The organism is Pedobacter sp. GR22-6 (assembly GCF_037402555.1).
Lineage (GTDB): Bacteria > Bacteroidota > Bacteroidia > Sphingobacteriales > Sphingobacteriaceae > Pedobacter.
This window is the reverse complement of record NZ_JBBEUC010000006.1, coordinates 282,783-308,392: the sequence shown is the minus strand read 5'-3', so window position 1 is coordinate 308,392 and position 25,610 is coordinate 282,783. Positions and strand designations below refer to the sequence as shown.

32 protein-coding genes are annotated in these 25,610 nt (G+C 41.3%); 11 read left to right on the top strand and 21 right to left on the bottom strand.

The genetic code is table 11. From position 1 onward, the window contains the following. Nucleotides 1–14: 14 nt before the first annotated feature. Nucleotides 15–368: a hypothetical protein gene (locus WAE59_RS23900; RefSeq protein ID WP_337858521.1), complete on the bottom strand. Its 354-nt coding sequence runs from the start codon at nt 366–368 to the stop codon at nt 15–17. Between the two features lie 70 nt (nt 369–438). Here WAE59_RS23900 and WAE59_RS23895 point away from each other — a divergent pair, with 70 nt between their 5' ends. Further along, nucleotides 439–684, top strand: a complete 246-nt coding sequence (locus WAE59_RS23895; protein WP_337858520.1) for a hypothetical protein — start codon at nt 439–441, stop codon at nt 682–684. Between the two features lie 58 nt (nt 685–742). On the opposite strand, the gene WAE59_RS23890 is transcribed toward WAE59_RS23895, so the two are convergent. From WAE59_RS23890 to WAE59_RS23865, 6 genes are all read right to left on the bottom strand, one after another. Further along, a complete protein-coding gene (locus tag WAE59_RS23890) occupies nt 743–2,155 on the bottom strand; it encodes a TlpA family protein disulfide reductase (RefSeq protein ID WP_337858519.1) in 1,413 nt (470 codons plus the stop codon). Nucleotides 2,156–2,304: 149 nt separating this feature from the next. Next, the gene (locus WAE59_RS23885; RefSeq protein ID WP_337858518.1) at nt 2,305–3,150 is read right to left on the bottom strand and encodes a TlpA family protein disulfide reductase; all 846 of its coding nucleotides are present in this window, start codon (nt 3,148–3,150) and stop codon (nt 2,305–2,307) included. A 48-nt stretch (nt 3,151–3,198) separates the two neighbouring features. Next, nucleotides 3,199–4,113, bottom strand: a complete 915-nt coding sequence (locus tag WAE59_RS23880) for a helix-turn-helix domain-containing protein (RefSeq protein ID WP_337858517.1) — start codon at nt 4,111–4,113, stop codon at nt 3,199–3,201. Nucleotides 4,114–4,193: 80 nt separating this feature from the next. Then, nucleotides 4,194–5,039 carry an SDR family NAD(P)-dependent oxidoreductase gene (locus tag WAE59_RS23875; RefSeq protein ID WP_337858516.1) on the bottom strand — a complete coding sequence of 282 codons (846 nt, stop codon included), beginning with the start codon at nt 5,037–5,039 and terminating at the stop codon, nt 4,194–4,196. Between the two features lie 111 nt (nt 5,040–5,150). Then, nucleotides 5,151–5,501, bottom strand: coding sequence for a DUF2200 domain-containing protein (locus WAE59_RS23870; protein WP_337858515.1), 351 nt, complete (start codon nt 5,499–5,501; stop codon nt 5,151–5,153). A 5-nt stretch (nt 5,502–5,506) separates the two neighbouring features. Further along, nucleotides 5,507–5,881 carry a DoxX family membrane protein gene (locus WAE59_RS23865; RefSeq protein ID WP_337858514.1) on the bottom strand — a complete coding sequence of 125 codons (375 nt, stop codon included), beginning with the start codon at nt 5,879–5,881 and terminating at the stop codon, nt 5,507–5,509. A 186-nt stretch (nt 5,882–6,067) separates the two neighbouring features. On the opposite strand from WAE59_RS23865, the gene WAE59_RS23860 reads away from it, so the two are divergent. Further along, nucleotides 6,068–6,307: a putative signal transducing protein gene (locus tag WAE59_RS23860; protein ID WP_337858513.1), complete on the top strand. Its 240-nt coding sequence runs from the start codon at nt 6,068–6,070 to the stop codon at nt 6,305–6,307. A gap of 2 nt (nt 6,308–6,309) precedes the next feature. On the opposite strand, the gene WAE59_RS23855 is transcribed toward WAE59_RS23860, so the two are convergent. Continuing rightward, nucleotides 6,310–6,546 carry a hypothetical protein gene (locus tag WAE59_RS23855; RefSeq protein WP_337858512.1) on the bottom strand — a complete coding sequence of 79 codons (237 nt, stop codon included), beginning with the start codon at nt 6,544–6,546 and terminating at the stop codon, nt 6,310–6,312. Between the two features lie 159 nt (nt 6,547–6,705). Here WAE59_RS23855 and WAE59_RS23850 point away from each other — a divergent pair, with 159 nt between their 5' ends. The 3 genes from WAE59_RS23850 (at nt 6,706) to WAE59_RS23840 (ending at nt 8,756) form a co-directional block, all read left to right on the top strand. Then, nucleotides 6,706–7,275: a Crp/Fnr family transcriptional regulator gene (locus WAE59_RS23850; protein ID WP_337858511.1), complete on the top strand. Its 570-nt coding sequence runs from the start codon at nt 6,706–6,708 to the stop codon at nt 7,273–7,275. A 94-nt stretch (nt 7,276–7,369) separates the two neighbouring features. After that, nucleotides 7,370–7,804 (top strand): carboxymuconolactone decarboxylase family protein, encoded by a 435-nt coding sequence (locus tag WAE59_RS23845; RefSeq protein ID WP_337858510.1) that lies wholly within the window; start codon nt 7,370–7,372, stop codon nt 7,802–7,804. 142 nt (nt 7,805–7,946) lie between these two features. Beyond that, the gene (locus tag WAE59_RS23840) at nt 7,947–8,756 is read left to right on the top strand and encodes an alpha/beta hydrolase (protein ID WP_337858509.1); all 810 of its coding nucleotides are present in this window, start codon (nt 7,947–7,949) and stop codon (nt 8,754–8,756) included. A 102-nt stretch (nt 8,757–8,858) separates the two neighbouring features. Here WAE59_RS23840 and WAE59_RS23835 read toward each other — a convergent pair whose 3' ends face one another. After that, the gene (locus WAE59_RS23835; protein WP_337858508.1) at nt 8,859–9,842 is read right to left on the bottom strand and encodes a family 43 glycosylhydrolase; all 984 of its coding nucleotides are present in this window, start codon (nt 9,840–9,842) and stop codon (nt 8,859–8,861) included. 80 nt (nt 9,843–9,922) lie between these two features. Next, on the bottom strand, nt 9,923–11,125 hold the full coding sequence (locus tag WAE59_RS23830) for an erythromycin esterase family protein (RefSeq protein WP_337858507.1): 1,203 nt from the start codon (nt 11,123–11,125) through the stop codon (nt 9,923–9,925). Nucleotides 11,126–11,250: 125 nt separating this feature from the next. Between WAE59_RS23830 and WAE59_RS23825 the strand changes: the two genes are divergently transcribed. Continuing rightward, nucleotides 11,251–12,453, top strand: coding sequence for a retropepsin-like aspartic protease (locus WAE59_RS23825; RefSeq protein ID WP_337858506.1), 1,203 nt, complete (start codon nt 11,251–11,253; stop codon nt 12,451–12,453). Nucleotides 12,454–12,514: 61 nt separating this feature from the next. On the opposite strand, the gene WAE59_RS23820 is transcribed toward WAE59_RS23825, so the two are convergent. From WAE59_RS23820 to WAE59_RS23805, 4 genes are all read right to left on the bottom strand, one after another. Further along, entirely contained in the window at nt 12,515–13,939 is a 1,425-nt protein-coding gene (locus WAE59_RS23820) for a TolC family protein (protein WP_337858505.1), read from the bottom strand. A 10-nt stretch (nt 13,940–13,949) separates the two neighbouring features. Then, complete coding sequence (locus WAE59_RS23815; RefSeq protein WP_337858504.1) at nt 13,950–15,311, bottom strand: HlyD family secretion protein; 1,362 nt, start codon at nt 15,309–15,311, stop codon at nt 13,950–13,952. Beyond that, nucleotides 15,304–16,308: an ABC transporter transmembrane domain-containing protein gene (locus tag WAE59_RS23810; RefSeq protein WP_337858503.1), complete on the bottom strand. Its 1,005-nt coding sequence runs from the start codon at nt 16,306–16,308 to the stop codon at nt 15,304–15,306. Before WAE59_RS23810 ends, WAE59_RS23815 begins: the two co-directional genes overlap by 8 nt. An 81-nt stretch (nt 16,309–16,389) precedes the next feature. Next, nucleotides 16,390–16,695: a hypothetical protein gene (locus WAE59_RS23805; protein ID WP_337858502.1), complete on the bottom strand. Its 306-nt coding sequence runs from the start codon at nt 16,693–16,695 to the stop codon at nt 16,390–16,392. Between the two features lie 200 nt (nt 16,696–16,895). Here WAE59_RS23805 and WAE59_RS23800 point away from each other — a divergent pair, with 200 nt between their 5' ends. After that, a complete protein-coding gene (locus tag WAE59_RS23800) occupies nt 16,896–18,239 on the top strand; it encodes a MutS-related protein (RefSeq protein WP_337858501.1) in 1,344 nt (447 codons plus the stop codon). 34 nt (nt 18,240–18,273) lie between these two features. Here the strand turns inward: WAE59_RS23800 and WAE59_RS23795 are convergent, their stop codons facing one another. Then, complete coding sequence (locus tag WAE59_RS23795) at nt 18,274–18,783, bottom strand: hypothetical protein (protein WP_337858500.1); 510 nt, start codon at nt 18,781–18,783, stop codon at nt 18,274–18,276. A gap of 139 nt (nt 18,784–18,922) precedes the next feature. On the opposite strand from WAE59_RS23795, the gene WAE59_RS23790 reads away from it, so the two are divergent. After that, nucleotides 18,923–19,258 (top strand): DUF4180 domain-containing protein, encoded by a 336-nt coding sequence (locus tag WAE59_RS23790; protein ID WP_337858499.1) that lies wholly within the window; start codon nt 18,923–18,925, stop codon nt 19,256–19,258. A gap of 23 nt (nt 19,259–19,281) precedes the next feature. Here the strand turns inward: WAE59_RS23790 and WAE59_RS23785 are convergent, their stop codons facing one another. The 3 genes from WAE59_RS23785 to WAE59_RS23775 form a co-directional block, all read right to left on the bottom strand. Beyond that, complete coding sequence (locus tag WAE59_RS23785) at nt 19,282–20,079, bottom strand: hypothetical protein (RefSeq protein WP_337858498.1); 798 nt, start codon at nt 20,077–20,079, stop codon at nt 19,282–19,284. A 50-nt stretch (nt 20,080–20,129) separates the two neighbouring features. After that, nucleotides 20,130–20,462, bottom strand: a complete 333-nt coding sequence (locus WAE59_RS23780) for an SDR family oxidoreductase (RefSeq protein ID WP_337858497.1) — start codon at nt 20,460–20,462, stop codon at nt 20,130–20,132. 193 nt (nt 20,463–20,655) lie between these two features. Continuing rightward, on the bottom strand, nt 20,656–20,745 hold the full coding sequence (locus tag WAE59_RS23775) for a hypothetical protein (RefSeq protein ID WP_337858537.1): 90 nt from the start codon (nt 20,743–20,745) through the stop codon (nt 20,656–20,658). A gap of 485 nt (nt 20,746–21,230) precedes the next feature. Here WAE59_RS23775 and WAE59_RS23770 point away from each other — a divergent pair, with 485 nt between their 5' ends. The 3 genes from WAE59_RS23770 to WAE59_RS23760 all read left to right on the top strand — a co-directional run bounded on the left by WAE59_RS23770 (nt 21,231) and on the right by WAE59_RS23760 (nt 23,542). Continuing rightward, a complete protein-coding gene (locus WAE59_RS23770; protein ID WP_337858496.1) occupies nt 21,231–21,578 on the top strand; it encodes a TlpA family protein disulfide reductase in 348 nt (115 codons plus the stop codon). Between the two features lie 23 nt (nt 21,579–21,601). Continuing rightward, nucleotides 21,602–22,288: a hypothetical protein gene (locus WAE59_RS23765; RefSeq protein ID WP_337858495.1), complete on the top strand. Its 687-nt coding sequence runs from the start codon at nt 21,602–21,604 to the stop codon at nt 22,286–22,288. A gap of 72 nt (nt 22,289–22,360) precedes the next feature. Then, nucleotides 22,361–23,542 carry a GAF domain-containing sensor histidine kinase gene (locus WAE59_RS23760; protein ID WP_337858494.1) on the top strand — a complete coding sequence of 394 codons (1,182 nt, stop codon included), beginning with the start codon at nt 22,361–22,363 and terminating at the stop codon, nt 23,540–23,542. A gap of 61 nt (nt 23,543–23,603) precedes the next feature. Here the strand turns inward: WAE59_RS23760 and WAE59_RS23755 are convergent, their stop codons facing one another. The 3 genes from WAE59_RS23755 to WAE59_RS23745 form a co-directional block, all read right to left on the bottom strand. Beyond that, nucleotides 23,604–23,939, bottom strand: a complete 336-nt coding sequence (locus WAE59_RS23755) for a hypothetical protein (RefSeq protein ID WP_337858493.1) — start codon at nt 23,937–23,939, stop codon at nt 23,604–23,606. 254 nt (nt 23,940–24,193) lie between these two features. After that, on the bottom strand, nt 24,194–24,598 hold the full coding sequence (locus WAE59_RS23750) for a DoxX family protein (protein ID WP_337858492.1): 405 nt from the start codon (nt 24,596–24,598) through the stop codon (nt 24,194–24,196). Then, nucleotides 24,558–25,562, bottom strand: a complete 1,005-nt coding sequence (locus WAE59_RS23745; protein WP_337858491.1) for a hypothetical protein — start codon at nt 25,560–25,562, stop codon at nt 24,558–24,560. The genes WAE59_RS23750 and WAE59_RS23745 overlap by 41 nt, the downstream gene beginning before the upstream one ends. Nucleotides 25,563–25,610: the final 48 nt, after the last annotated feature.

Genomic DNA, 25,610 nt, shown 5'->3' with positions numbered 1-25,610 from the left:
ACTCAAAAAGAAGCCTATTGCTGTGATTTAGGTACCATAAACAGAAACACATCAGCCAATAGTTGCGCAGCAATGGAGGTGACATTCAGTATTACAAATAACGGAAAGTGCTCAAACTCTCCGGACAAATTGACCAACGAAAACAGGCTGATGGTAGCGATGAAGCTCAGTACGAATTTAGACCAGTCTTTGCCCAGCATGATGAAATAACCGATAATTGCCATTAGTAAAGCGCTTTCCAATCCAAATGTTGGGTTATTGCCTATGCTCTTGCCCTGATGTAAAAGGTAATTGCCAAGGATCATCACAGAGGAAAAGAAAACCAGGTATGCCGCTATACGGTAGTGTCTATGTAGTTTGACTTGCATGCTTTGGAATTATTGAGCAAAATACAGGTATTTTTACGTAATTTCGCAGCTCAATTTTAAAAATACCATTATGGCAGTATTGCATAAGAAAGAAGAAAAGATCGCAGCTGTGCTGAGCAAGCTTCCAAAAGAATATACCGATAAACAATTTGTAGATACCTTTATCCAGTTATACTCCAAAGACTGGGGAAAGATCAAAGCCAATTACATCAAGCAGTCTCAGGACAAAGAGCCAGGTACCATCATCATTATGCCAAAACCAGATGTATACTTGGTTCAGTTGTTGAAGAGCTATTTGAAAAGCGATAATTCCTAAGCATAATTTATTCAGGGGAGCACCCTTCCTTGTATATTGGTTACGGGTATTAACTCAGTTATTTAACTGTTGAAATCGCCCTGTCAAGTATGTTTTCCTCATTCCCTAACAGTTCACCCATACCCGGTGCATTATTATTAACGATGTTTCCTTCATGATCGATCAGTACGTAATGCGGAATGGCATTGATGGCGTAGTCTTTACAAACCTGATTGTTCGTCCATCCCTCAGCAAGCAGGTTTCTACCTTCTAATTTCAGGTCCTTAATGGCTTTCTTCCATTCTTTGGATGCGACATCCACGCAGATGTTCAGGAATACCACAGCTTTATCTTTGTATTTCTCATGAAATTTAGCACCATTATCCTTAATGTCTCCAATACATGGGCCACAATACACTCCCCAGAAATCGATGAAAACCACCTTGCCTTTCAGGTCAGTAAGGGAAACGGCATTGCCATTCTCGTCCTTTAATGTAAATTGATGTGCTGGCTGACCGAGGGCCAATTTGGCTATGTTTATATAAAAAGCTTTTAGTGTATCCGTGTAAGCAGGCGTATTGCTGGTCAAAATAAAATCATCATATACCGCTTTTGCATCTTTAAAGTTATAATGTTCAAAGCCATTCATAATTGCCTTAGTGAGGAACCAGTCCCTGATAGAAGTGATCGGTAAAAACGCTTTGCCTGCATAATAATCTTTTTCTGTAAAGTTGGAAGATGAACGGTTATTGGCTTCCAATATGTATGAATTGAAAGGGGAGCAAAAGCGGGTTTGGTCAAATATGAAGTCGCGATAGGTCTCTGATTGTTTGAATAATTGCTCTGACAACAACGTGGTGCTTAGGAAAGAGAATTGGATCAGGGGGCTATCTGCGTTAGTGTTTTTCAATTTGTAGCTGTTCAGTAGCTTATGGCTCCTCATCATTGATGCATACTTGAAATACAGGTCAGCGTAAATTTTTAAACTATAATTAGTTAGTGGAAATTTCTCCATGAAACGCAATTCAGCGTTATACAGATCATTGATCATGCTGAATTTAACTGAGTCGGCTGTTCCCTTTTCATACAGTTTTTTATTAAGCACCTGTACACTTTCGTCAGACCCTTCAGCCAATTTCAATACTAGACTGAGTTCCTGGGTTCGGCTTTTTGAGAGAGTACCGACGCCAAACGTCGATGGACTCCAGTTGAGGATAATCGTATCACCCGCCGCCGCGAAGAGGTGTTTGTAATCCTCCCCGATTTCAATATAGATATCTTGTAAACCATCAATAGTACAAGCTTTAGAAAAGTTTCCTTTCTTATCTACTTTGACAGCAAGTGTAGAACTGTTAAAGAAGCCGCCCACGGTTACTTCGAAGAAATCTTTATCGAAATTTTTAAGATTGCCTTTGAGTAAAAATGTATTTTGGCTTTGAGCAAAACAAATGCTGGAGAGCAATATCAGTGAAAGCAGGAATGTAGACTTCATGTTGATTAAGTTATAGTATTAGAGTTGTTGTTGTTCAAATATATCGCAAGAACCATTCAATTAAATCGCCGTTTGGGCTTTGTCGTAAATATGCCGTAATATTGCCGTCAATAGCGGGTAAGCGGATAGTCAAACCAGCGGAATTGAAATTAAAGTTTGTTTTGGGCCGGATCAATCCGGTTCAGAAAAGTTTTCAATTGTGCAGCACTATTTGTCACTTTCACCACTTTCCCCTCCTGGTCAATCAAAACATGGGTGGGAAAAGCATTTATGTGCAGCTGCTTGCTGATGTATTCCCCTTGACTTCCCACGGTTTGATAATCAAATTTAGTCTTCTTTAGAAACGCCTGCAGTGCAGCAGGTTTATCCAGGGCGAGGCTGATGAACAGGATGTCCTCCCTATCCCGATAGCTGTTTACCAGCTCATTCAGTTCCGGCATTTCTTTTACACAGGGTACGCAGGAGATAAACCAGCATTTGAGAAGTACAATTTTGCCCTTTGTATTTTCACTGTTGTATTTTTCGCCCCCTAAAGTAGTAAAGTTGAATTGGGGCGCTGCCTTACGCTCCATCCCATAAAACGTGATCTCCTGTTCAGCAAACATTTTCATATAGGTACTGATTTCTGGCGGTGCCGCCACAGGACTGGTTTTCAGTTGATAGCGGATGGAGTCTGCAGGATTGATCAGGATCGGCTGATATTTGCCTGTAGCCAATGTTTTTAAGAATTGTAATTTCGAAATTCTGTTGTGGTTGTGATCATAGGCGATGAAATCCTCGTTGAGCTTTATCTTATAAGAATAGTACTCCCAAAATGGCATAAAGTCCGTAAAGGGCTTCACTTCATCTACTTCGACTATATTTGCTGCCTTATCCGAAGGGGTGTCTTTTACAATGGTATCAAGGACTTCAGACCTGTGCTGTAGGTTGCTCTGACAAGACGCAAAGCAGGTTAGGGCAATAAATACGAAGGTGTTTAATAATGTAGCGTTCATGCTCGAATATACAAAAATGATTGGAGCAGAACAGGAATTTTTGAGCCCTTAATTAAACTGTTGCCGGAATTCCATGGGAGTTAAGTTTGTCTTTGTCTTAAACAGCTTACTAAATGACTGCGGGTGCTCAAAGCCAAGTCCATAGGCTACTTCGCTAATTGATAAGCTGCTGACTGACAGTTTTTCCTTGGCCTTTTCAATCAATTTATAATGGATGTGCTGCTGTGCATTTTGTCCTGTAAGTGACCGGAGCATGTCACTAAGATAACTGGGCGACAAGGCTAAGCGATCAGCGAGATAATGTACCGTCGGTAGTCCCAGTTTTAGCGAAGTTTCCTTATCAAAATAGTCGTCAAGAAGTTCGTCAAGTTGCACTAACAGATCATTGTTCACTGCTTTTCTGGTGATGAACTGGCGTTTGTAAAATCGATTTGCGTAGTTCAGCAGAAGGTCAATTTGGGAAATCACCACATCTTGACTAAAGTCATCGATCCTGCTGTCTAATTCATTTTCAATCATGCTGAAAATAGAAAGTATGGTTGTCTTCTCTTCATCAGAAAGGTGCAACGCCTCATTCGCGGAATAAGAAAAGAAACCGTATTGTTTCACTTTCCGGGCGAGTGGATAATTCAAAAGAAAATCAGGATGGATCAGGAGCGTATATTCGGAGCAAATTCCGTCGTTGTCATGATTGCCGATGATCTGATTGGGTGCTGCAAACAGTAATCCTCCTTCACCAAAGTCGTAATAATGCTGACCATATTTCAGTTTGCCGCTGAGCCTGGGTTTGTAAGCTATTTTATAGAAACTGAGCACATGCGCACTAGGGAGGTCATCTGTTCTTAATGGTGTGTCGGGATGCAGCAGGCTGATCAGTGGATGTTTAGGCTGAGGTAAACCAAAAATACGGTGTGCGTCCGACAAGGATTTGAATCTTAGAAAGCCATCTTCTTCGTTTTTCATCTGTAGCTGTTTGACGATTATAGTTCTGAAATATAAGGGTACCCGATATTACAATTAATATCGGGTACCCCGTTTGTTTTTTACACTAATTTACTTTGAGCTGAATTGGAGACAGACTCCCATGCTTCCCAGGTAGCCATCCGTTCTGCAAAGTCCTTGCGTACCCATGGTAAACACTGGTCACCCAGGAAGAACCTCAACGGTGGATTTTCAGAGTCTACCACCTGAAAGAGTGCCTCGGGTGTGGCATGTGGATTGCCCCGGTCCATAGTTCCAAGGCCTTTTACAAATTCAGCCTTAAAATCGGCATAGATATCCATGCCCTCAGCAGCTTTCAGCGATTCCTGACTCCCGAATTCAGTAGCGTAAGCACCTGGTTCTATCATGGTCACCCTAATTCCAAAAGCAGCCACTTCTGCGGCCAAACTTTCATGAATCGCTTCGAATGCCCATTTCGATGAGCAGTAGTAACCGATAACGGGTAAGGTCACCTGTCCTAAATTACTTGAAGTACCGATGATATGTCCAAATCCCTGTTTTCTCAATAAAGGCAATGCAGCCTGAATTACCGCCAATGGTCCAAAAACATTTGTTTCATAAAGTGCCTTTACATCATCTGCTTTAGTTTCTTCAATAGTGCCTACCAATGCATAGCCTGCATTATTCAGTACGATATCTAGTTTTCCAAAGTAATCAAATGCCTGGTTCATCGCTGAGTTGACCTGCGCTGGTTTGGTGACATCAAGTTCAATGGTCAGTACATTCTCTCCGTAGTTTTCTTTGAAGTCTGCAATACTGTCGAGATTACGTGCCGTCGCGGCTACTTTATCGCCGCGTTTTAGTGCTGCTTCGGTCCATACACGGCCAAATCCTCTGGAGGTTCCCGTAATGAACCAGACTTTAGTATTATCTTTTTGCTGTATCATGTTTTATAAATTATATTTCTGATACTGCAAAGTTTGCCAACCGGCACTAAGTGTACGTAGTCTAATTGAGGTAATGCGTAGCTTAATTGAGGATAAGAAGGTATTCCTACTTTACTTCCTAAGAATCTTGTCCATCAACTTGCCTTTAGCCAATTCATCGACTAGCTTGTCCAGGTAACGGATTTGCTGCATCAGCGGATCTTCGATATCCTCTACCCTATAGCCGCAGATCAAGCCTGTGATTTTATCTACATTTGGATTCAACAAAGGGGCTTTCGCGAAAAAAGTCTCAAAATCGGTTCGATTTTCCAAAATCTCTGACAGGGCCTGTTCGTTATAGCCTGTGAGCCAATATATAATTTCGTGCAGCTCCTCCTTCGTACGGCCTTTCTTTTCCACTTTGACCACATAATGTGGATATACACCGGCGAAGGCTGTCTGGAATATCTTGGTGTTTTTCAACGGAGTTACTTTACTAATGGAAGAAACTTTTGTTTGTTATCAAAGATCATCCAGATCAATATTATCAGAAGTACTATTGGAAGGAATATCATTTCCTGAGCTACCGTGCAAGCAATTAAAGTAATACCTATCAAGACTGGAAAAATCACCAACACACCTAAGGCCCTGAACCTTGGAATGATTATCAATATACCTCCGACTAGCTCCGCAAAGCCAACTAAAGGCATTAACCAGGAGATTTCTGTAAATGCCGCAAAGTCTTTTCCCTGTTCGACTGGAATATTTGTAGGCATTGGCATGTAATGGAAAAACTTATCCAGTCCAGCATTGATGAATAACAACGCGAATAGCGAAAACAGAATGGTTTTAACGATTTTCATATCTTTTTTTGTTTGGTGATTTTTATGGTTTATTTACAAATCTAATTTAACAACTTCTCCGGAATAAAAAATTGCCATAGGACAAGAAATGCGCTTTGACCAGTGGAACAACAATGTGAGACTGTAATGCTTTTTCCTTATATTGCAGAAAACAATTCAATTGAGCTTCCAAAAATTAAAAAGCATATGAGCAACCAAGTAGAACCGAGTTTCAAAGAAGTATACAGCGGAGATTTTCTTCAAGCCTCCTTGATCCAGCAACTGTTAGAGGAGCACGAGATTCCTGTTTTCCTGAAAAATGGATTAATGGGAAGCATTGAGCCTTTTGCAGTCTCAGCCGGCGGTTTTAATCCCGTTTCTATTGATGTTCCGAGTCAATATGTTGAAGATGCCCTTGCTTTGATTAGGGAGTTGGAAAGCGATTAATGTTACTGCTGGTCCTGGAAAGCATTGATCTGACGCATTACAATACGTAGCATCCAGACATAGCCCGTGCATTGTTCCGATTTGTATTCCGCCTTTTCCTTTTTCATTTGGAAAAGCGCTGAAGACAGTATTCTTTCACAAGATACCATATTACCATTTAGATGTCGGAGAATAGTACCGGAAAAAGCCGCTTTATAAGTTGAAAATAATACCTGAACATCTGCTTCGGTAAATCCCATGTACAATATGATTGCTTCAGTTAATTTTTACCAAACTTATATAATTAACTTATAAAAATCAATAGTGTCGTGTAAATTAATATTGCTGAACGTTCGCGCAGAATATTTATAAAAAATTCATTAATTTGTTGTCTACTATTTCAGTCTAATTAATAAATAATGTATCACGCACTTTATAATCACATTGATAGATTCACCAATTTGAGTATTGAAGAGCATGAGCTTCTTGCCACTTTGGTTCAACCAGCTTCCTATAAGAAAAAAGCCTATTTGCTTGAGGCAGGACAAACCTGCCGGGCAAATTATTTTGTGGTAAAAGGTTGCCTGCGACTCTATTTTATTGATATCAAGGGTGCCGAGCAAACTACACAATTTGCAATCGAAAACTGGTGGATATCAGACCTGACCAGCTTTCTGTCGCAAAGACCGTCAGATTTCTACATTCAAGCTGCTGAGCAAACGGAAGTGATCATCATCGAACAGCGTCACTATGACGAGCTGTTTCTTAAATTGCCGAAACTTGAAAAATACTTTAGAATGATTTTTCAGAAATTACATCAGGCTTCACAAATAAGGATCAAATACCTTTACAGCCAAACTGCAGAAGAAAGATATATCAATTTCAATAAATTGTTTCCGGAATTTGTGCAGCGTGTCCCGCAATACATGCTTGCCTCCTATTTAGGTTTCACCCCGGAGTTTTTAAGTAAAATCAGGGCAAAGAAATAGCTTCCCGTTTTAGGAACTTTTTTTTCTTAAACTAGATTAAGTTTTTTGAGCCGTCTGTTGTAGACCTTTACATCGTAATCAAAAAACAACAAAAATGGAAAATAGAATCAATATCCAACAAGTAGAACCAGCCGCATATCAAGCCATGTTTGGTTTAGAAAAATACCTGTCAACAAGTAAATTAGATCCAATTCTTTTAGAACTCATTAAGATGAGGGCTTCCCAAATCAACGGTTGTGCCTTTTGCTTGAATATGCACTCAATAGATGCGCGTAAAATTGGTGAAACAGAACAACGCCTATACCTCCTGAATGCATGGAGGGAAACCACATTGTTTACAGAAAGGGAAGAAGTAGTATTAGCATTAACCGAACAAGTAACCTTAATCGGTAACCATGTTTCTGATGAAATTTATGATAGAGCAGCAGGCCTATTTAGCGAACAAGAATTGGCGCAAATCATTATGGCAATTGTCACCATCAATGCCTGGAATAGAATCGCAATCACCTCAAAACTAATGGTTGGTTAATTGACACGATTGAAGCAATTTAGCATGGGTTTTTCAAACCCGTGCTATTTTCACTTCCAAAATTTCATCTTCCTTACCTGCACACCGGGGATATATTCCAATAAAGCCGTAGATTAGCATCTATAAATCTTCGGAGCTTCCCATGAAACGAATTCCATCTGTCCTATTGTACCTCGCCATCTCCTTAATCAATTACTCCGCCATTGCGCAAGATGCAGATCTCATTCCGGCTCATGACACATTTAAAATTCAATCTAAAACGCTTGGTGAGCTTAGGTTGATAAATGTTTGGTTACCAGAAAATTATAAATTGAACGACGAGGACTATCCAGTACTCTATATGCCGGATGGTGGGATCAAAGAAGATTTTCCTCACATTGCAAATACTATCGCCGAATTGATAAGAACTAACAAGATCAAACCCTTCATTCTGGTTGGTATTGAAAATACACAGCGTAGAAGGGATCTCACCGGTCCCACAGAAATTAAGAAGGATAAAGAAATTGCACCAGTGGTGGGTGGCTCAGCCCAATTCAGGACGTTCATAAAAGACGAATTATTTCAAGAGATCAGTAAACGTTACCGAACAAATACTGAGAAAGGAATTTTAGGTGAGTCATTAGCCGGGCTTTTTGTCACAGAAACCTTCTTACTACATCCGGAGATGTTCACCTATTACATCGCATTTGATCCGTCACTATGGTGGAATAACGAGGGATTGCTGAAAATAGCGAAGCATCAGCTCAACACCTCTTTTACTGTTCCAAAAAGATTCTGGTTTGCCGGATCAGATGCCAAAGATATTTATAAAAACACAGATCATCTTGCCAAGATATTGAAAACAGTCAAGAACAGTAATCTCCAATGGAAGTATGCTCCCGAACCTAAAGAACAACACAACACCATTTTTCGCGCCACCAAAGAAAAAGCCTTTATTTGGTCGCTAAACTAAACCATACTTCTATTTGATGACAGCTTGCATCGGACTCATCGGCAGAGAAGTATAAACTAATAAGCTGATGTAATCTCTTAATAGTTTGAAGGCATTAACTAGTTAATCCGGCAAAACATACGGGCCGGATTTCTTCCAGCCAATCTTTACATTGGACAAATACCAGGTTTTTCCTTTGTTGTCATTTCCCTGATAAAATAAATAGGTCTGACCATTTTCATCTTCAAAGATACCGGGATGGCCAGATTCACTCGAGTTCCAGGTCCCCGCCGCGCCGTTCTTCAAAAAGGGCAGATCAGAAAGTCTTTTCCATAGGATGCCATCCTTACTTTCGGCTACACCGATTTGCTGTGGCATGTTGTTGTAATTCCCAGCGTAAAACATGTATAGCTTATTATTCCTTCGGATGATGCTTGCCCCTTCTATACAGTCACCTTCCCAGCCCAGAGCCGGAGCCAAAATAGCTTCGTTGGTCGCCTGTTTCCAGTCCTCACGTTTAAAATCGGTGCCGGCAGATGCAACAGCCACACCCTGTTTTTGAATTTTTCCAGCCGCGTCGCGTGTAGCGAAATACAGGAAATACTGTTTCTTATAGAAGTAAATCTCGGCGTCTATGGCACGTCCATTCGTCCAGGATCCATTTGGCGAAAATATTGGGTTTGATGCGTTTCTAGTAAATGAGATACCATCCGAAGACCAGGCATGACAGATCGCATCTTTTGGTCCGTTCCCGTAGGTTTGGTAAAAAAGATGCACTTTGCCATCCTTCACCATAGCGCCGGGAGCACATAAGCCCCGTTGTTCATAGTTGGCTTCAGGATTAATTTCTGCAATCTTTTTCCAGTTATACAGGTCTTTGCTTTCTGCAATGCCGATATTCCAGCCCTGCATTCCATCTTTGGTGTTTTGAAACCGCTGTTTAGAGTAGTACATTAGATATCGTCCGTTAAACTTCAGCACTACAGGATCTTTGGCAATCCTGATTTCACTGGAGGAGGTATCTGTAAAATACATTTTAGGTTTCAACTGGGCGGAGCCCTGGATGGAAAGGGATGTAAATATAAAGAAGTATACTAGTTTTTTCATTTGATGGCTTATCAGCGTTTTCCTGCATTAAATTCCGAATCCTGAATATAGGAATATTCGCGTAATTTTAGCCCGGAACTTTATATGCTTGTCGTCTCATCAAGGTATACTATAAAGTCGAAATTCCTTGCAATCGATAGTTTTTTACCTTCAGGTGAACTCAGTGCGCCAATAGACCTCATGTTACGTGGTCGGATTAGAAACTGATTTAGCAACTTCTCTTTTCCAGTTTCTTCAGTATCTAAAATAAAGTTCTTGAATCGGCACTGTGCAAAGAAATACTCATACCAGTCTGCAGACCTTACCGGAGGAAAATAAAAAGATTGGAATCCCTCCAATGGTTTGTTCTTTGCCACAAACACATTAACCCAAGCCTTTCCCGAGTTAAAATCGGTACCAATCACCGTATATTTTGACCCATACTTTTTATCAAGATGCGTACCAAGCGTTGGGTAACCATAGAGCTCCATTTTAGCCACATGACCATTGTGTGCCCATACAATTAACTTCTCGCCTTTTGTGCGTTCTTTCAGCCACATTGCATTGACTGCCATGTACTTGTCGCGAACGGAGCGGCCGTCTTCATAACTAAGCAGTTGGCTAAGCATATTCAAATAATGCTTATTGATGTCAGACAAAGGCTTAAGCTCAGATTTTACGATCATCGATCGAAAATCTTTCTTGTCCTGCTTACTTAAAGGACTTCCAAAAGGTTTTGAGAGGTAAGCCTCCATCAATCCGCGGTCTGTCTTGTCGAGCATAGGAATCTGGGCCAACAGTTGTTTGAATATGTTCGTGTAATTTCTACTCTCAAGGCCATAAATGTGTACTTTATGGCCTTCGGGTTTACCCGTATTGTACTGCCTTAACCATTCAATCATCGATGGATTACTCCTCATGATTGCCGTGCCTGCTACATAGGTAATGCTATCAGCTTTACCGCAGATGTAATCATCCATATAGGCCATCGCAAAATAGTCGCTTTCAAAGGCGATAGCTTTATATCCCATATGACTCACCAAGAACCTTACTAGTCGATCTTTATAATTAAAGACCTCTGCACTGCCATGCGTCACCTCACCTAAAGCTATGATTTCCTTATTTTTCAATTTTTCCTTCAGAAAACTGATATCTGTAAAAGTCGTATCGCCACTAAGGCTTTGGATGGGCTGTATGACTTTGTTTAGATTGGCGATAATTTCGGCATTATATTCCTGAGCAAAGCTCTGAAAAGATAAACAAGCTATACAAGCGATGTAGGATAAGCATTTAGATTTGAACATATTAAGCGATTAATATCGAAAGGTATGTCTTTATCGATGAAAATTAATGGGCTTTAACACAAATTAACTTACCGGCCATCTGCTCTTTTTTTTATATTGCAATAACAAAACCAAATTGGCCTCTTATGAAACGACTACTCAAATCCTTGAAGATATGCTGCATACTTGCACTGCTCAATATGATTGGCAGTATTTCCCATGCCCAGGATAGCTTTACAGTGAATCATGGCGGCACAAGTCAGCAAAATTATTTTACCAAGGTCGACTATGAAAACGTTGTTGGGAAGATAATCTTGAAAGCGACTATTCGTGGCAAGGAATATCGCTTTGTGCTGGATACTGGCGCTCCTAATGCCATTTCCCAGGCTTTGTTAAATGAACTAAATCCACCGCTCATCACCAAAATGCCGATATGGGATATCAGCAACAAGGTGGATAGTCTAAGTGTCGTTAGCTTAAGCGGTATCAGCATAGGTAATGTGATTTTTAATGACATTCCCACTGTAGTTCCAAAAGAACAGTTTATTTTCGAGTGCTTAGGTGTCGACGGCTTCATCGGCAGCAACATGCTCAGAAATTCTATTTTACAAATCTCATCAAACACTCAAAAAATAGTGATCACAGATCAGGTTGAAACCTTAAAGCTGAACAATCAGCATGCATCTGACTTATTTCTAACCAAACCACAGAGCTCTCCCATATTTGAATCGACCATCCTCAACACCACCACTGCCAATATTCCCTTGCTTTTTGACACTGGCAGTCCAAAACTCATGGATATCGCTTTAGCACATTATGCCTTTTGTGAAAAGGAACCAATTTTCAACCTCCAGGCGAAGTCAGTAGGCAATAACGCCTTTGGCATACATGGACCTGGAGGTGATACCACACAATATCTATTGCAAATCCCAGGCTTAAATATCAACGGAACTGTGTTGAATAACATTACAGCCCAAACTGTTATAAGTGACGATTCAATTGTCGGAACTGAATTGTTAAAATATGGAGTGGTTACAGTAGATTACATGCATAAAAAATTCTATTTTGAGCCTTTCAAAGCCAAAAATGATGCTGCTACAAAGTCATTCCCTATTGCGTTTATCCCCCAAAATAATAAGGTCGTCATTGGCATCATTTGGGATGAGCAGCTAAGAAGCAAAGTGAGTATTAACGATCAGTTACTTGCTATAAACGATGTCGACTACACAAATATCTCGGCCTGCGATTTCATCTTAAAATCGAAGCAATATGAGGGACTGAGCGAAGCTAAACTGACCCTGAAAAGCCCTGAAGGCAAGCTTAAAAAAGTGACCATTAGTAAGAGATGAGGAGAGAAGTAGTTTAGGTGCATCTCTAACAATTAATATTTTTAGTTGACATTAGCATTAGCTAATCCCTCCTTGTCCCCGCTTTATAATATAATTCCGCCAATGTCTTTTGGTAAGCCGCAATCATCTCCTGCCTCTTGATCTTCATTTCGATCAGTTTAGTTTCCCTGCTGTTGATTAAAAAGAGCGTGCTCTCCCCGAGACCGAATTTAGCATTCTCCCCATTTAGCAACAGCTGTTGATTGGCGATGCTTCTTGTCTGTACCTCCAACTGCGTATGATAGGCCCCCAGGCTATTATAGCTCGAAATCACAGCATTTCGGATTTCCCGACCAGATTGCTGCAGATCGTAGGCCAACTCCTGCTGCTTGATCTTGACCTCCCTAAGCTTTCCCCGTTCTGACCTCAAAAATAAGGGGAAGGCGAACTCTACACCCACCTTATAATTCCCGCTATTGAAATCGTAATATTCTGGAATATTAGAACTAAAGTCCCTGCGTCTCGACAACAACGACCCGCTTAAATTGATCTTTGGTTTCATCAACTCTGCACGATAAGCACGTTCTATTGAAAGCTGATCTGCTTTAGTCCTGATTTTCAGGAGTTCCGGATGTTGCTCCGCTGCAAATCCCAATAAGGTATCCAGCATTTGCTTTTGGGGTTGCGGTTGTAACTGAGCCATCTGCGGAGGACGGGCAAATTCTGGTAACTCCAAAGGTTTACCTGTCTCATCCCAAAGGTGATTGGACAAGACAAGTCGCATATTGAGCAGTTCAATTTTCATCTTTTCGAATTGGATCAAGCGGTCTTGGACAGTAATGGCCGCTTCTACAGAATCAATACCTGCTTTGTCGCCAAGCAGCGTTTGTCTGCTGATGGCCTTAAAACGTGCGTCCGCAAGTTGCAGACCTTCCCTGATGAGCTCATATTGCTGATAAGAAAAGTACCAGTTCCAGTAGTCCTTAACGATATCATACCAAATTGCATTGATCTGCTTCAGCCGTTCAGCCTCAGCATAACCAAGCATTACTTTTGCCTGTCGCAAGGTGTTGCGCCTCGAATCAATTAATAAGCCCTGACCCAGCGGGATACTCAAGCCAATACCAGTAAGACCTGCTGTGGAAGTTTGGTATTCCGGATTCACGTATTCACCCACCCCTCTGTCATAACCTATTTTCAGATCCGCCCCGGCAAGCCACAGCGGGATCTTCAGTTCACTTGTCCAGCGGTTATAATAGGTCTTTTCCCCAAAAACCTTACTACCGAAACCTGCCTTTAGCGCAGGATCAAAATAGCCTAACGACTGCATCACGTTAGCCCTGGCAGATTCGCTGAGCAATGCAGCTTGTTTAACAATCGGGTGATTCTTGAAGACAATGTCTTCGAGGTCAGTCAGTTCAAATACTGCAACCGAATCTCTAGCTTCCTGCGCATGTAGCCTTACGGACAGCAGCAGGAAGAATAGTAACCAAATGTTCTTTTTCAAAGTTCCTCCCCTATTTAGCTTTCTCACCATCTCCTTTAGGCTCCCTTTCCAAACTCGGTGGGAAACCATTCAACTGTCGCCAGATTTCGTACCATATAGGCACAGAATTAAGGATTACCCGTCCATAAACACCTGATCCCTGACGCAACTGCACCGGCCAGGGCTCATCTGCAGCGGGAACGGGAACCATCTGTTTTACCAGCACACGGTAACTTCCGTTTGGACTACTCACCCTGTCTATAGAAAATACACGCCCCGCAAAGGTTCCAACCGCGACTGATGGCCAGCCGGAAAACTGTACCGAAGGCCAGCCTTCAAACTGTAGACGTACCTCACTCCGATCCCCGATCAACGGAACATCCATCGCATCTACATAAATCTCAGCTGCTACCAACGGCTCTTTCGGCTGCAGGGTAGCTACCGACTCGCCTTCTTTAATGTTTTCTCCGATACCTGCTTTTAGGGTTTTGATGACGTAACCATCCTGCGGGGCACGCACTACGTACAGACCTAACCTAAAATCAATATTGGCTATCTCGTTGCGCAACTTGGCAATATCACCTTGCGCAGTAGCCTGTCCGGAAATTGCGGTACCCATATCCGACTGCGCCTTAGCCACCGATTCCTGATATTTGACCCTAATGTTGTCCAATTCGATCTGTGCATTCAGCAACGACTGCCGCGAAGTATTTAGTTTATTCTCCTGTGCAATCAGCTTTGCATTGTCATTCTGAACATTCAGTCGCCTGGTTTCTATATCTGTTAGTGAAAACAAACCATCCTTGTAGCCCTGTTCATAACGCTCCAGGCGTTGCTGACTGATCTTGTAGAATTGGCGAACGGCTTCCAGATCTGCACTATCACTTTTTACATAGTTGATGCTTTGCTTCACCTTATTTTCAGCGGATATCAATTGGTAATTCAGACCACGATCCAAAGCCGACATCTGTGCTTCTGTAGCCCGCATTTTTTGTCTGGCGGCTGCCTCGCTGCTTTGTTTGGCCTGCAATTGCTCCTGCAAACGTTGGGGTAGTTCCGGATCGAAATAAGGTTGGCTGATTTCTGAAATCAACAGTATCGTATCGCCTTTTTTTACTTCCTGTCCTTCGCTCACATACCAGCGCTCTATACGGCCACCAATCTGGTTCTGAACCGTCTGTGGCCTGTCCTGTGGTCGAAGGGCAGTAACTGTTCCACGGCCTGGAATGGTTTGTCGCCATGGCAGGAACAAGAATACCAATAGGACAAGGAAAACAATGAGGATGATGCGGGACAGCGTGAGTACTTTTCTCACACGAATGAGCGAATCATTCGTTTTCTGGGAAAGATTTTCCCAGTTCTCCTGATGGTTTGATTCTTGAAGATTAGCCATTTTTTTCCTCCTCTCCGATCAACTCCAAATCTGTAAATACGGCCAACTTCTCTGCGCCGGTGACCATATCAAACACTGTGTTCATATTCGCCATCAACTTTTCTACAGCGTAGCTGATCTGCACGATGATCACCTCTGCTGCCACAAACTGACCAAAGGTCATCTGACGATCGATCACAAAATAAGACCCCATAAGTAGCAACGCCCCCATTAGGATCGCCCTAATGATGATAGAGCTGGCAAAAAACTTCCGTAATACACGGAAATGGTTGGTCCGGGACTTTAGGTATTTGGATGTGATCTCATCAGTCATCTCCATGGCTTCCTTCATCTTATCACGGTTGCCCCTATACTCGTCCAGACTACCCGCCACTTCTTCCAGGTAGGCTACCATTTGGTATTTATGTGAGGATTCCTTAATGCTGGTCTTTACCGCATCTTTATAATAAAGTGCCAAGACAAGTGCCAACACCAAGACAATGAAAATCCCAAAAGCCATATATACCGGATGATAAAAGGAAAGCAAAATTGCACTGAAGAAGATCAACACCGCCGCTGAAACAATTTCTACCAATAATTTGGTGAGTCCTTTCTGAATCGTCAAGATGTCGAAAAATCGGTTCACCAGTTCAGGTGGATGTTCTCCTACCAATTCCGATTTTTTAACCCTTGGCAATCTGTAAGCAAATTCCAGTGCCGCGCGCGCAAAAATCTTTTGTTCGACCAGTTCTACCAATGTGAATTGCCCTATGAGGAGTAACCCGCCAACGAGGATTCCAATCAGCACTACGGCAATCAGAATATAAGTAGAGCTGTACATGGAGCCATTACTCAGCAAATTAAAAATGGCAGTGGTACCAAGTGGCAGCGTAAGTCCCAATAAACCTATAAAGATCGCGTACAAAAATATATAATTAATGGTCGAACGTTCGTAATGTAAAATACCGACCAAACGCTGCCAAGGCCTTAGTGCCGGCGTATCATGCTTTTTGTTCATGATGAAGTGTCCTTTAAGAAACGTGAAATAATGTTATGATATTTGATTAAGAAGCATCAATTGCTTCCAGAGTAAATCAGGTTAGGCCTCAGGGGGCTCAGTAAGGATAGCTATAAGTGGCTCAGCGCATTTTAGTAGTAGATACACCCTGTTGTGTGCCTCAAAAGATCCCTCATGCTTTAAAGCCGGATGTTGAATGTCGGCAAATTCGGCAAAAGGCATCTTTTTTGCCATTCGGCCGGACTTTTTCTCCTTATCGCATTTTCCTTCCTCGGAGATTTGCTCATCCTCAGCAGAAACAAACATGCAATAGATCTTATTACTTATCGATATACCTGTTTTTAGACCAAAGCCTAAAAACAAGCCTGCACTGAGTAGGTAAATCACTAATTTATGTCGAAAAAGCCCCATCATTCTGTCGCAAATATATACTTCTACGCAAATTTTAGGCCGACTGTCGAACTCTGGTTACAATATCAATTTGCATTTGACATTTTAATGACCTCTGGATTAGAAACTCATTAGAGTTTAGAGGTAAATGTAAAATTCATACCCGTGCTGAAAATAAATTACTATCTTCAATGCACATGAAATCAGAACGCTTCTTGATGGATGAGCAAACTTATGCTGATCTAAATGTACATCAAACTAATAAAAATCTCTTTTCGATCTACGGGTTGTTCAGAAAAACCAAAACCATTGGCGGTCGGGAACGATTAGAAGAAATGCTGCGCAATCCTACCAATGACATCAAGGTATTAAAACTCAGATCAGAGGCAATTTCTTCATTTAAAACTTCAGGTATTGATTTAGATATATCTCACAATCAGTTTGAAATGCTCGTACATTATTTGAAGTTTGACAAAGGTTACCTCTACGGAAGTCTAGTAGATTCAGCAGTGGCGTACCTAGGGAACGTGATACGAGAAAGCCCTTCCTATTATATTGTCCTGATTGGTCAGAAACAATTATTGAAACTAATCAATTACGCCGGGGAGCTCGACATCGAGCTGCAAAAGACAAATTCATCCTACCTGAAAAACCTTGCTCAAAGATTAGAAGCCATTTTGAAAGATCCGCTAATGGCTTACATCGTTAAGTTGAGTAAACATAAGAAGCTGCGCTTTTATGAACTTGGTCAGCTAGATCAACTTGTAAGGAGAAAAGCCAAACTAAAAATAATAGAGCTACTCCACATCTTCTATGAACTCGATGTTTTGGAGTCAGTAGCCAAAGTCGCCCAGCTTGATGACTTCTGCATCGCAGAATACGAAAATGAGGGTGCATTAAATATTGAGGTGGAAGGACTTTTTTACCCTGGAATTCAGTATGCAGTGAGAAATAGCATCAGCTTTAATCCTGATCAGCACTGTATATTTCTGACCGGATCAAATATGGCTGGAAAGTCCTCATTCCTTCGCTCTCTTGCTACCTCAATCTATTTGGCACATTTGGGTTTTCCGGTTCCTGCAAAGCGCATGCGTACTACGGTGCTGAACGGTTTGATGACCACCATAAACCTTGGCGATGATTTAAATTCGGGCTTAAGCCATTACCTAAATGAGGTATCTCGGGTGCGCAAGATCGCAGAAGTGTTGAATCAGCAAACAAAAATAGTAGTTCTTCTTGATGAGCTATTCAGAGGCACTAATCCAGACGACGCCTATACGGCATCTGGCGTGGTAATCAGAGGATTTGCCAAAATAGGCCATTCTGCATTTATCGTATCCAGCCATTTGTCTCAACTGGCAGGCGATCAGAAATCGGCTAAAGTCGCATTCAAACATCTTGGCCATATCATGAATGATAAAGGTTTGAGCTTTACATATACGCTCGAAGATGGTGTTTCCAGTGAAGGCATAGGTATGTATTTTATCAACCGTGAGAACATCGCTAGCCTATTAGATGAAGCTAGCGGTAACATATTCTAAGTCTTCAGTCTTATGCAATTCATCGCAACGTTCTTTAGAGCTTTGCAGGAGAAGTACTTAGGGACTTCTTGGGCTCCTGTACCTTCCGCCACATTTCCCTCCACTCTATCACTTCCACCCCATCCACATTTTTCTTTCCTCCTTCAGTGAGCAGAAACAGATTGCCATCATCTGATACTATACCACATCTGAAATTAAATGTTTTGCCTAAGCGGCTATCATTAATGGAGTAGTTGATCACTTCTTTTACAGAATGATTCAGAAAGCCTTTTGTTTCAACACTATCGACCAACTCAAATTTGGCCTTGCTTTGGATGTATGTCCCACCTGTAGTTACAAAGACTTCTTCGTAATTACCCGCTGTGTCAAATGTTCTTAAAGTTGTGAAAAACTGACCAGTTGGATTGACGGCATTTTGTGGTTTCACGAATTCCCAGGTGCCGATCAGGTTTTTTATATCGGCTTTCTTAGCCTGAGCATTGGCAACATTAAAGCTTAGGAACTGAGAAAGTGTCGCGAGCAATAAGAGATGGAAGGTTTTCATAATTTGAGCATTTATGAGCACAAATTTGGTTTAAGTCATTTATTTATTGTAAGCTAAAATTATCAATTACCACCCGTATTTTATCCCTGCCATTGAAAGAATGATTTGAGTCTTCAATGCAAATTCCTTACTTTTCGTGATGGAAATCATTACCCACCACAGTCAAGATCTTAAAACTGCCGAAATCATTGGTGATGAGCTATTAATCGTAAATCCCGAAGATACGCTGCAATTGATCGTTGACATTTACTATCAGGGCTTTGACAGGATTGTCATCCACGAGAAGAATATCACTTCCGATTTTTTTGATCTCAAAACCAAACTTGCTGGTGAAATCCTGCAAAAGTTCATCAACTACAAAATGAGCTTGATCATCGTTGGCGATTTCAACAAATATTCAAGCGATAGTCTCAAAGATTTCATTTATGAAAGCAATAAAGGAAATCGAATTAACTTTCTTAGTTCATTTTCATAAAATGTTTATGAGTTAACTACTACTTACTTTTTCTTAAGAGGAGCCAGTAATGTTTTATTCGAATTATACAAATCCTTATATTGCTCAAACAACTTCGTCTCAGCCGATGTAAAATCGCTATAGACATATTCTAATGTTGATGTAGATCCATCTTCTGTTGCTCCATCTACATACACTATAGCACCGCCTCCAAAGTGCTCGACAATTTTCTCGCTGACGAAAGGTAGTGCATATGATTTAAATGCCGGATTGATTGCCATACAGAATTTAACAACTTTAGGCATTTTTTTACCCTTATGAATAAATTCAACCGTCTTATTTCTTGTGATGAAAAAGCATTTTTGGCCATTGATCACCGTGTCTTTACCTTTAGAATAGTCTGACACGCTGAGACCCTCACTAAGATATGGTTCCGGAACAAAGGTATTACCCCGCGGTTTCGCCTTTTCCCGGCTATATTGATATGGAACAATTGCATTAGGTGAAGGCATTGAATCTAGATCAAAACTCATCCCCATCATTTCCTGTAAATTAGTAAAACAATACCATTTCAGCCTTATTCCAGAAGCTAGCTCTTTTCTAGAGATCACCCCACTATTTGTACTCAATTTGATTTCGTCACTGGAATAATGAAGTTCCACAGGTTCCAAAATAAAACCATCTTTCACATAAAATTTATTCTCCAGTTTTATCGGAGCCATGCCACTGTATCGGAGTTGCATTTTCATAATTACTGTAACACCTTTTGAAAGTTGTTGAGTCTTGCCTGCAACAAAGCAATGCATAAAAAGACAAGTTAGGGTGATCGCGTTTTTAAACATATAGAAATCATTTTTTATCTAAACTACAATTTAAATACGAGATCTGTGAATCACAATGAATTTACCAAAAGGCCACCATCAATAACCTGTTCAGTTCCGTTTATAAATGAACTTTCATCTGACAAGAGGAAACGTACCAGGTTGGCTACTTCTCCTGGTTCTGCAAATCTGTTCAGTAAGATTTTTTTGCTCAATACATTAGTCAATCCGGCAAGTGCCTCATTATCCATACCAAGTTTACCATATAACGGTGTTCTGACTGGTCCCGGGGAAACCGCATTTACCCTAATTTTTCTTGGCGCCAATTCTGCTGCAAGTATTCTATTGAAAGTAAGAAGAGCTCCTTTTGTCATTCCATAAACACTTGAACCGGAGACTGCCAACGTAGCATTTATTCTTTCTCGTCAAAGCTATCTATAGAATTGAACGAAGCTATACCTGCATTAGCAAAGATGCCATCGATTTCCCAAAATGCTTGCCTACATGTGCTGTTAGGTTAGTTATATCGGCGAGCTTAGCTTGATCTGAAATGATTGCAATAACTCCGATTTCGGAAGACGCTTTATCTAGTGCTTCTTAGTTGCGACCGGTAATGATCACTTCTGCACCATGTTCAATTAATTGCTTAGCAGTTTCATAACCAACACCACTAGCTCCTCCTGTTATCCAATTATCTGATTATTAATTGCATGATAAAGTGTAAGTTATATGTCATTACTATATTCCGTCATTTGCGAAATATGACAAGTCTTTTAGTTACGTAAATGGATTGGGAATAAATGGACATTGTAAATATTTTGAAGGTTAAACGCTGATTGCTTTCATTGAAAATTAATCACGTGATTGAAATCCAGGATAAAATAATTCATATTTTTATTATATTGAGCTGAATGGCTCTTCCGGGCGCTCCATTTAACTCTGACTTGTATGACAAAAACACTAACGCTTTTCTTCCTAATTGGCCTTTTGCCCTTTTTATCTTGCAGCCAATTTAATGAAACGACATTCAAAGACCCTGTTATAAAAGCAGGCAAAGCCAGGATCACAGGAACAATTATTACTCCCGGTGAAACCAACAGGGCCGGAATCGAAGTGACTATTAGCGGCTCCTATCCCATGCCTATTGGAAAAATGGTGAAATCGCAAAGATCTTGTTTCGAAAAAACCAAGAAGTTGCTGAACAAGACAAGTTCATATCACCTGTTGTCTTCAACGACATCTCCCGCGTCGCCGCCGATAAAGTCATCGAAACAATCCTCACTAAACACAAAGGCAAAGTTGTCTTTATCGACTTTTGGGCCACATGGTGTGCATCTTGCCTGGATGCGATGAAGGAATTTAGCCCACTAAAGCAGGAGTTACATGCAAAAGATATAGCTTTTGTTTACCTCAGCAACGAGTCCTCCCCTAAAAAGCTTTGGGAAGAGAAAATCAAAGGAATAGGAAGTGAGCATTACTACCTGAAAGGCCATCAATGGGTAATCCCCAGTCTATTGTAAAACCCGATCAAGAATTTTGTACTATGAAAAAACTTATCCCTATTTTAATTATCGGTTTTGCATTGCAGTCTTGCAAAAACAAAACAACAAAGACAAGCCCGGCAGAAACTCCTGCAAAGGATACTTTGGCACGTACTGCCGACGTAGAACAGCGTATCATTTATCCAAAAACAGGTCGCAAAGCGATTGATTTCCTGCCGAATGCTTACGAAATTCAGTACGAGGCTGAGGGTGACCTGAACGGAGATAGCCTCCCCGATATTGCTGTTGTGCTTAAACACAAAAACTTGAAAACCAGACAGAGACCCGTATTGGTATTGCTGCAAAACGAAGATCAATCCTTTCGCCTTGACAAAGTTTCCGATATAGCAATGCCAATAGAATACAACGAATTCGACTTTAAACTATACGATACGGAAAATATCAGTATTGAAAATGGCGCCTTGAACATCAAGCTATATGGTAAAGATAATGCTTTCGGTACCTTCAGGTATTTTGGAAATGATTTGCTACTTACCGTTATAGAGGTTTACTATAGAGGCGCTGGTGAGCAGGAAGGAATTAAGTATGATTTGGTGACAGGGGAGCGATCCACAACACGAACGGAATTTTTGTCGGGTGAAGACGACCCCAAAGTTACCGAAAGCACCGATCAGGTAAAAAAGGAACGCCGCCTATTTGAAAACACCTCAATTACCGGTTTCTTTTAGAACCTTTTCTGTTGGTGTGACAGCTTTTATTTTATCAACATAAAATCGCATCTTTGACAGATATTTGTTGCCTTGAATAATCTTCCTCCAAACATCATCAGCGACATCCAGGCGATACAGGCCATAGATGTCATTCCAACGGTACTGGATGTCATCTGCCGGACTACAGGTATGGGCTTCGCCGCTGTTGCCAGGGTTACAGAAGACCACTGGGTCACCTGTGCTGTGCTGGATCATATTGATTTCGGACTCGTTCCCGGTTCTGAACTTGAGCTCAAGACTACCATCTGTGATGAAATCAGCCAATCTAAAAAGGCCGTTGTGATTGACCATGTTGCCCAGGATCCGGCATTCCGCGAACACCACACACCTTTGATGTATGGCTTTCAAAGCTATATCTCTATGCCTATTGTTAAAAGAGATGGAACGTTTTTCGGTACACTTTGCGCAATTGACCCAAAGCCTGCAAAACTCAGGAACCCTGCTGTTATAGGTATGTTTGAGTTATATGCAGACCTCATTTCGCTTCATCTCGACCAGCTGGAAGTTTTTGATGAAACGAAAAAGCGCCTCGAAGAGCAAGAACGCATTGCAATACTCAGGGAGCAATTTATCGCGATCTTAGGACATGATTTACGTAATCCAGTAGGAGCAATTAGAAACGTTGCCCAACTGCTGCAGCGTGGTAGAGTGGATCAGGATAGCGTTGAGCGCTTTGCTGGAGTGTTATTGAACTCATCTCATCGAATGAATGGACTGATCGAAAATATTATGGACTTTGCGAGGGGCCGTCTGGGATCAGGAATCGTGATACATAAACAGGAAGAAGAGATTCACTCCATTCTCAATCATGTGGTGGCTGAGCTGAGTATGATCTGGCCAGATAGAAAAATCCACACCAACTTTAATCTGCCTCAAAAATTGCATTGCGATGGAAACCGGATCGCACAGCTGTTTTCCAACCTCCTTAGTAATGCATTAAGTCATGGAGATGAAAAAGAGCCGGTAATCGTCGAGGCTACCCTAGCAAATAACTTTACCCTAAGCATTCAAAATAGCGGAACACCAATACCGCAATCAATGATCGATAACTTATTTGAACCTTTTGCCCGCGGCACCACTGATCAAAATACCGAAGGGCTGGGGCTTGGGCTCTACATATCCTCAGAGATTGCACGTTCCCACAGTGGAAGCATTGTTGTCAACTCGGATCATATCGCTACAGAGTTTAAATTTATTATGCCCGTTTATTAGTTAGATCCCTAGGTCATTTTATCCTTGCCAGCCAAGGCATCATAACCGTCTTTGACGCTCTCTATCCTAGTGCTGCTAGTTTTTCCCGGGCATCTGCGATGGATTCCGAAAGGTAAAACTGCAGGTCATTAAATGTGAGTTGTTTCCCCTCTACTGTACACACCGACTGCATCAGCGCCAGGTGATCACTGATTTCACCCAGGCCGATGTCAAATAAATTATCATACGCCAATGGGTGTAACACATTGAGCCGGCTCAACAGCGAGCGGTAGTCAGACAGAATTCCGATAATCCGATCTGTGTTGAGCAGGCTGTAGTTTTTAAGATCTATTACCTCAATTTGTAGCTGCCCGAGCGCTATGCTTATATCCCTGTTTTCCATACTCCATGAAGCCATATAAGCGACGGCTAAATGTACTGAATATCAAATCATTTGACGAATATATTTGCTGATCTGGTCATTGGTACAGGTTATTGGGCCATTAGCCGGATTTTATCTCGCCAACCAGCTTGGATACAATGCACTCTGGTTTTGCGTTGCAATTTTACTCGTTCTTAGTGCGTATGGATTTAGTCGACTGGGAACACGATCAGGCTGAGAAATTTATGGTAAAAATCCGAGATGACGGAAATTGCCAATTTAGGACAGCGCTATGCTTTCAGCGTAGCACTCGTCAGCTTTTCTCTGGCTATATAGGAAACCACTAGTAACCCCAGCAGGAAGATCGGTGCCAATTGGTTGAACATCGCGTCCCCCTTAAAGTAGTGGGCCAGGAATGCTGAAAAAAAGTTCACGAAAAAACATGCATAAGCCCATTCCTTCACTCTGGCAGGAACGGCTGGGATTGCCAGCGCCAACGCGCCGAGCAATTTGGCAATGCCCAACTCTACGCGGAACCAATCAGGAAAGCCAATGTGCGCATAGCCCGCTACCATCACCGGATTAAAGAGATAATTGAAAAAGGATAATACCATACCCACCGCTACTAAGCCCGTTGATATCCAGTAAATAAAATTACAATTGATTATTTCTTTTATAGTTCTCAGAAAAAACACCACTTAGCACTTGCTCCGAATATTTCCTCACCCATTCTTTATAATAGTATTCAGCATGTAAAGTCTTATTTTTGAGTGTAAATTTTGCAAATGGCTTACCAAGCTGCGGTGTCTCTTTTATTCCGAATGTTTCTTTTGTTCCGTTATCGAATTTGCAGTCCATATCCCTTGCCCATATCATTTCAAATTCGGTATTGCTTATTTTTTTAAGGGGATAAAAATACACACATTGGCCGTGGTATTCAAAGGCCAGCGTGGTTACGCCAATATTGAGCACGACCATTTCATTCCCCCATTTGCCTGTAAGACCCTTTCCCTCTTCAATTTTGCGTTCAAAACTATTATAGTCAAAACCCTCCATATAGTTTATTTTCCATTGCTTGCCCTCTTTAAGGGCTTTGATGTTGTATGGTGTTCCACCACTGCCATCGGCCCAGTTGTAAAACAGACCTCCATTATCTGCCTGCAGGTGCATGATATACAATTTGCTCAAAAAATCATCTCGCTGATCCTGGCAGTTACACCAGGGGTTTGCACCATTGCCAAAAGGAGGCATTTCGCCAATATTCCATTTTAGGCTGCCATCTCTCATCCCGTTATCAATCAGCAAGGCAATTTTATTATAATTTTTAATAAAGCCTTCCGTAAATAAGCCGCTACTCCTCATTTCCCCGAGCTTTTGCTTGTGAAAGTTCATGTCAAGACCGGCATAAACTGTATCAGTTTCAGTCCTTTGTAATGGACTGAAAAAATCATCGTTGTTATCGGTTTCGTTCCATTCATAAAGCTTTTTGGTAAGCTGTAGCAAAGCAATGCTGTCTTGTTCGGTATAGGGCAGAGATTTTTTCAATGCAATTATAGTATCCAGCTGATCCCCCGCTGGGCGCTTAGTTTTATCTTGTTCATTGCAGCTAAAAAGCGTAATGAATACTATGGGAGCTAACCAGTAAAATTTCAATTTCATTTTATGAAAATTAACAATATTTATCGAGTTACATAAGAATTAGTTAAA

Excerpts from the sequence above, each read along its gene's own strand:
- WAE59_RS23900 (WP_337858521.1), bottom strand. The coding sequence starts at position 368 with ATGCAAGTCAAACTACATAGACACTACCGTATAGCGGCATACCTGGTT.
- WAE59_RS23895 (WP_337858520.1), top strand. The coding sequence starts at position 439 with ATGGCAGTATTGCATAAGAAAGAAGAAAAGATCGCAGCTGTGCTGAGC.
- WAE59_RS23890 (WP_337858519.1), bottom strand. The coding sequence starts at position 2,155 with ATGAAGTCTACATTCCTGCTTTCACTGATATTGCTCTCCAGCATTTGT.
- WAE59_RS23885 (WP_337858518.1), bottom strand. The coding sequence starts at position 3,150 with ATGAACGCTACATTATTAAACACCTTCGTATTTATTGCCCTAACCTGC.
- WAE59_RS23880 (WP_337858517.1), bottom strand. The coding sequence starts at position 4,113 with ATGAAAAACGAAGAAGATGGCTTTCTAAGATTCAAATCCTTGTCGGAC.
- WAE59_RS23875 (WP_337858516.1), bottom strand. The coding sequence starts at position 5,039 with ATGATACAGCAAAAAGATAATACTAAAGTCTGGTTCATTACGGGAACC.
- WAE59_RS23865 (WP_337858514.1), bottom strand. The coding sequence starts at position 5,881 with ATGAAAATCGTTAAAACCATTCTGTTTTCGCTATTCGCGTTGTTATTC.
- WAE59_RS23860 (WP_337858513.1), top strand. The coding sequence starts at position 6,068 with ATGAGCAACCAAGTAGAACCGAGTTTCAAAGAAGTATACAGCGGAGAT.
- WAE59_RS23855 (WP_337858512.1), bottom strand. The coding sequence starts at position 6,546 with ATGGGATTTACCGAAGCAGATGTTCAGGTATTATTTTCAACTTATAAA.
- WAE59_RS23850 (WP_337858511.1), top strand. The coding sequence starts at position 6,706 with ATGTATCACGCACTTTATAATCACATTGATAGATTCACCAATTTGAGT.
- WAE59_RS23845 (WP_337858510.1), top strand. The coding sequence starts at position 7,370 with ATGGAAAATAGAATCAATATCCAACAAGTAGAACCAGCCGCATATCAA.
- WAE59_RS23840 (WP_337858509.1), top strand. The coding sequence starts at position 7,947 with ATGAAACGAATTCCATCTGTCCTATTGTACCTCGCCATCTCCTTAATC.
- WAE59_RS23835 (WP_337858508.1), bottom strand. The coding sequence starts at position 9,842 with ATGAAAAAACTAGTATACTTCTTTATATTTACATCCCTTTCCATCCAG.
- WAE59_RS23830 (WP_337858507.1), bottom strand. The coding sequence starts at position 11,125 with ATGTTCAAATCTAAATGCTTATCCTACATCGCTTGTATAGCTTGTTTA.
- WAE59_RS23825 (WP_337858506.1), top strand. The coding sequence starts at position 11,251 with ATGAAACGACTACTCAAATCCTTGAAGATATGCTGCATACTTGCACTG.
- WAE59_RS23815 (WP_337858504.1), bottom strand. The coding sequence starts at position 15,311 with ATGGCTAATCTTCAAGAATCAAACCATCAGGAGAACTGGGAAAATCTT.
- WAE59_RS23810 (WP_337858503.1), bottom strand. The coding sequence starts at position 16,308 with ATGAACAAAAAGCATGATACGCCGGCACTAAGGCCTTGGCAGCGTTTG.
- WAE59_RS23800 (WP_337858501.1), top strand. The coding sequence starts at position 16,896 with ATGAAATCAGAACGCTTCTTGATGGATGAGCAAACTTATGCTGATCTA.
- WAE59_RS23795 (WP_337858500.1), bottom strand. The coding sequence starts at position 18,783 with ATGAAAACCTTCCATCTCTTATTGCTCGCGACACTTTCTCAGTTCCTA.
- WAE59_RS23790 (WP_337858499.1), top strand. The coding sequence starts at position 18,923 with ATGGAAATCATTACCCACCACAGTCAAGATCTTAAAACTGCCGAAATC.
- WAE59_RS23785 (WP_337858498.1), bottom strand. The coding sequence starts at position 20,079 with ATGTTTAAAAACGCGATCACCCTAACTTGTCTTTTTATGCATTGCTTT.
- WAE59_RS23765 (WP_337858495.1), top strand. The coding sequence starts at position 21,602 with ATGAAAAAACTTATCCCTATTTTAATTATCGGTTTTGCATTGCAGTCT.
- WAE59_RS23755 (WP_337858493.1), bottom strand. The coding sequence starts at position 23,939 with ATGGCTTCATGGAGTATGGAAAACAGGGATATAAGCATAGCGCTCGGG.
- WAE59_RS23745 (WP_337858491.1), bottom strand. The coding sequence starts at position 25,562 with ATGAAATTGAAATTTTACTGGTTAGCTCCCATAGTATTCATTACGCTT.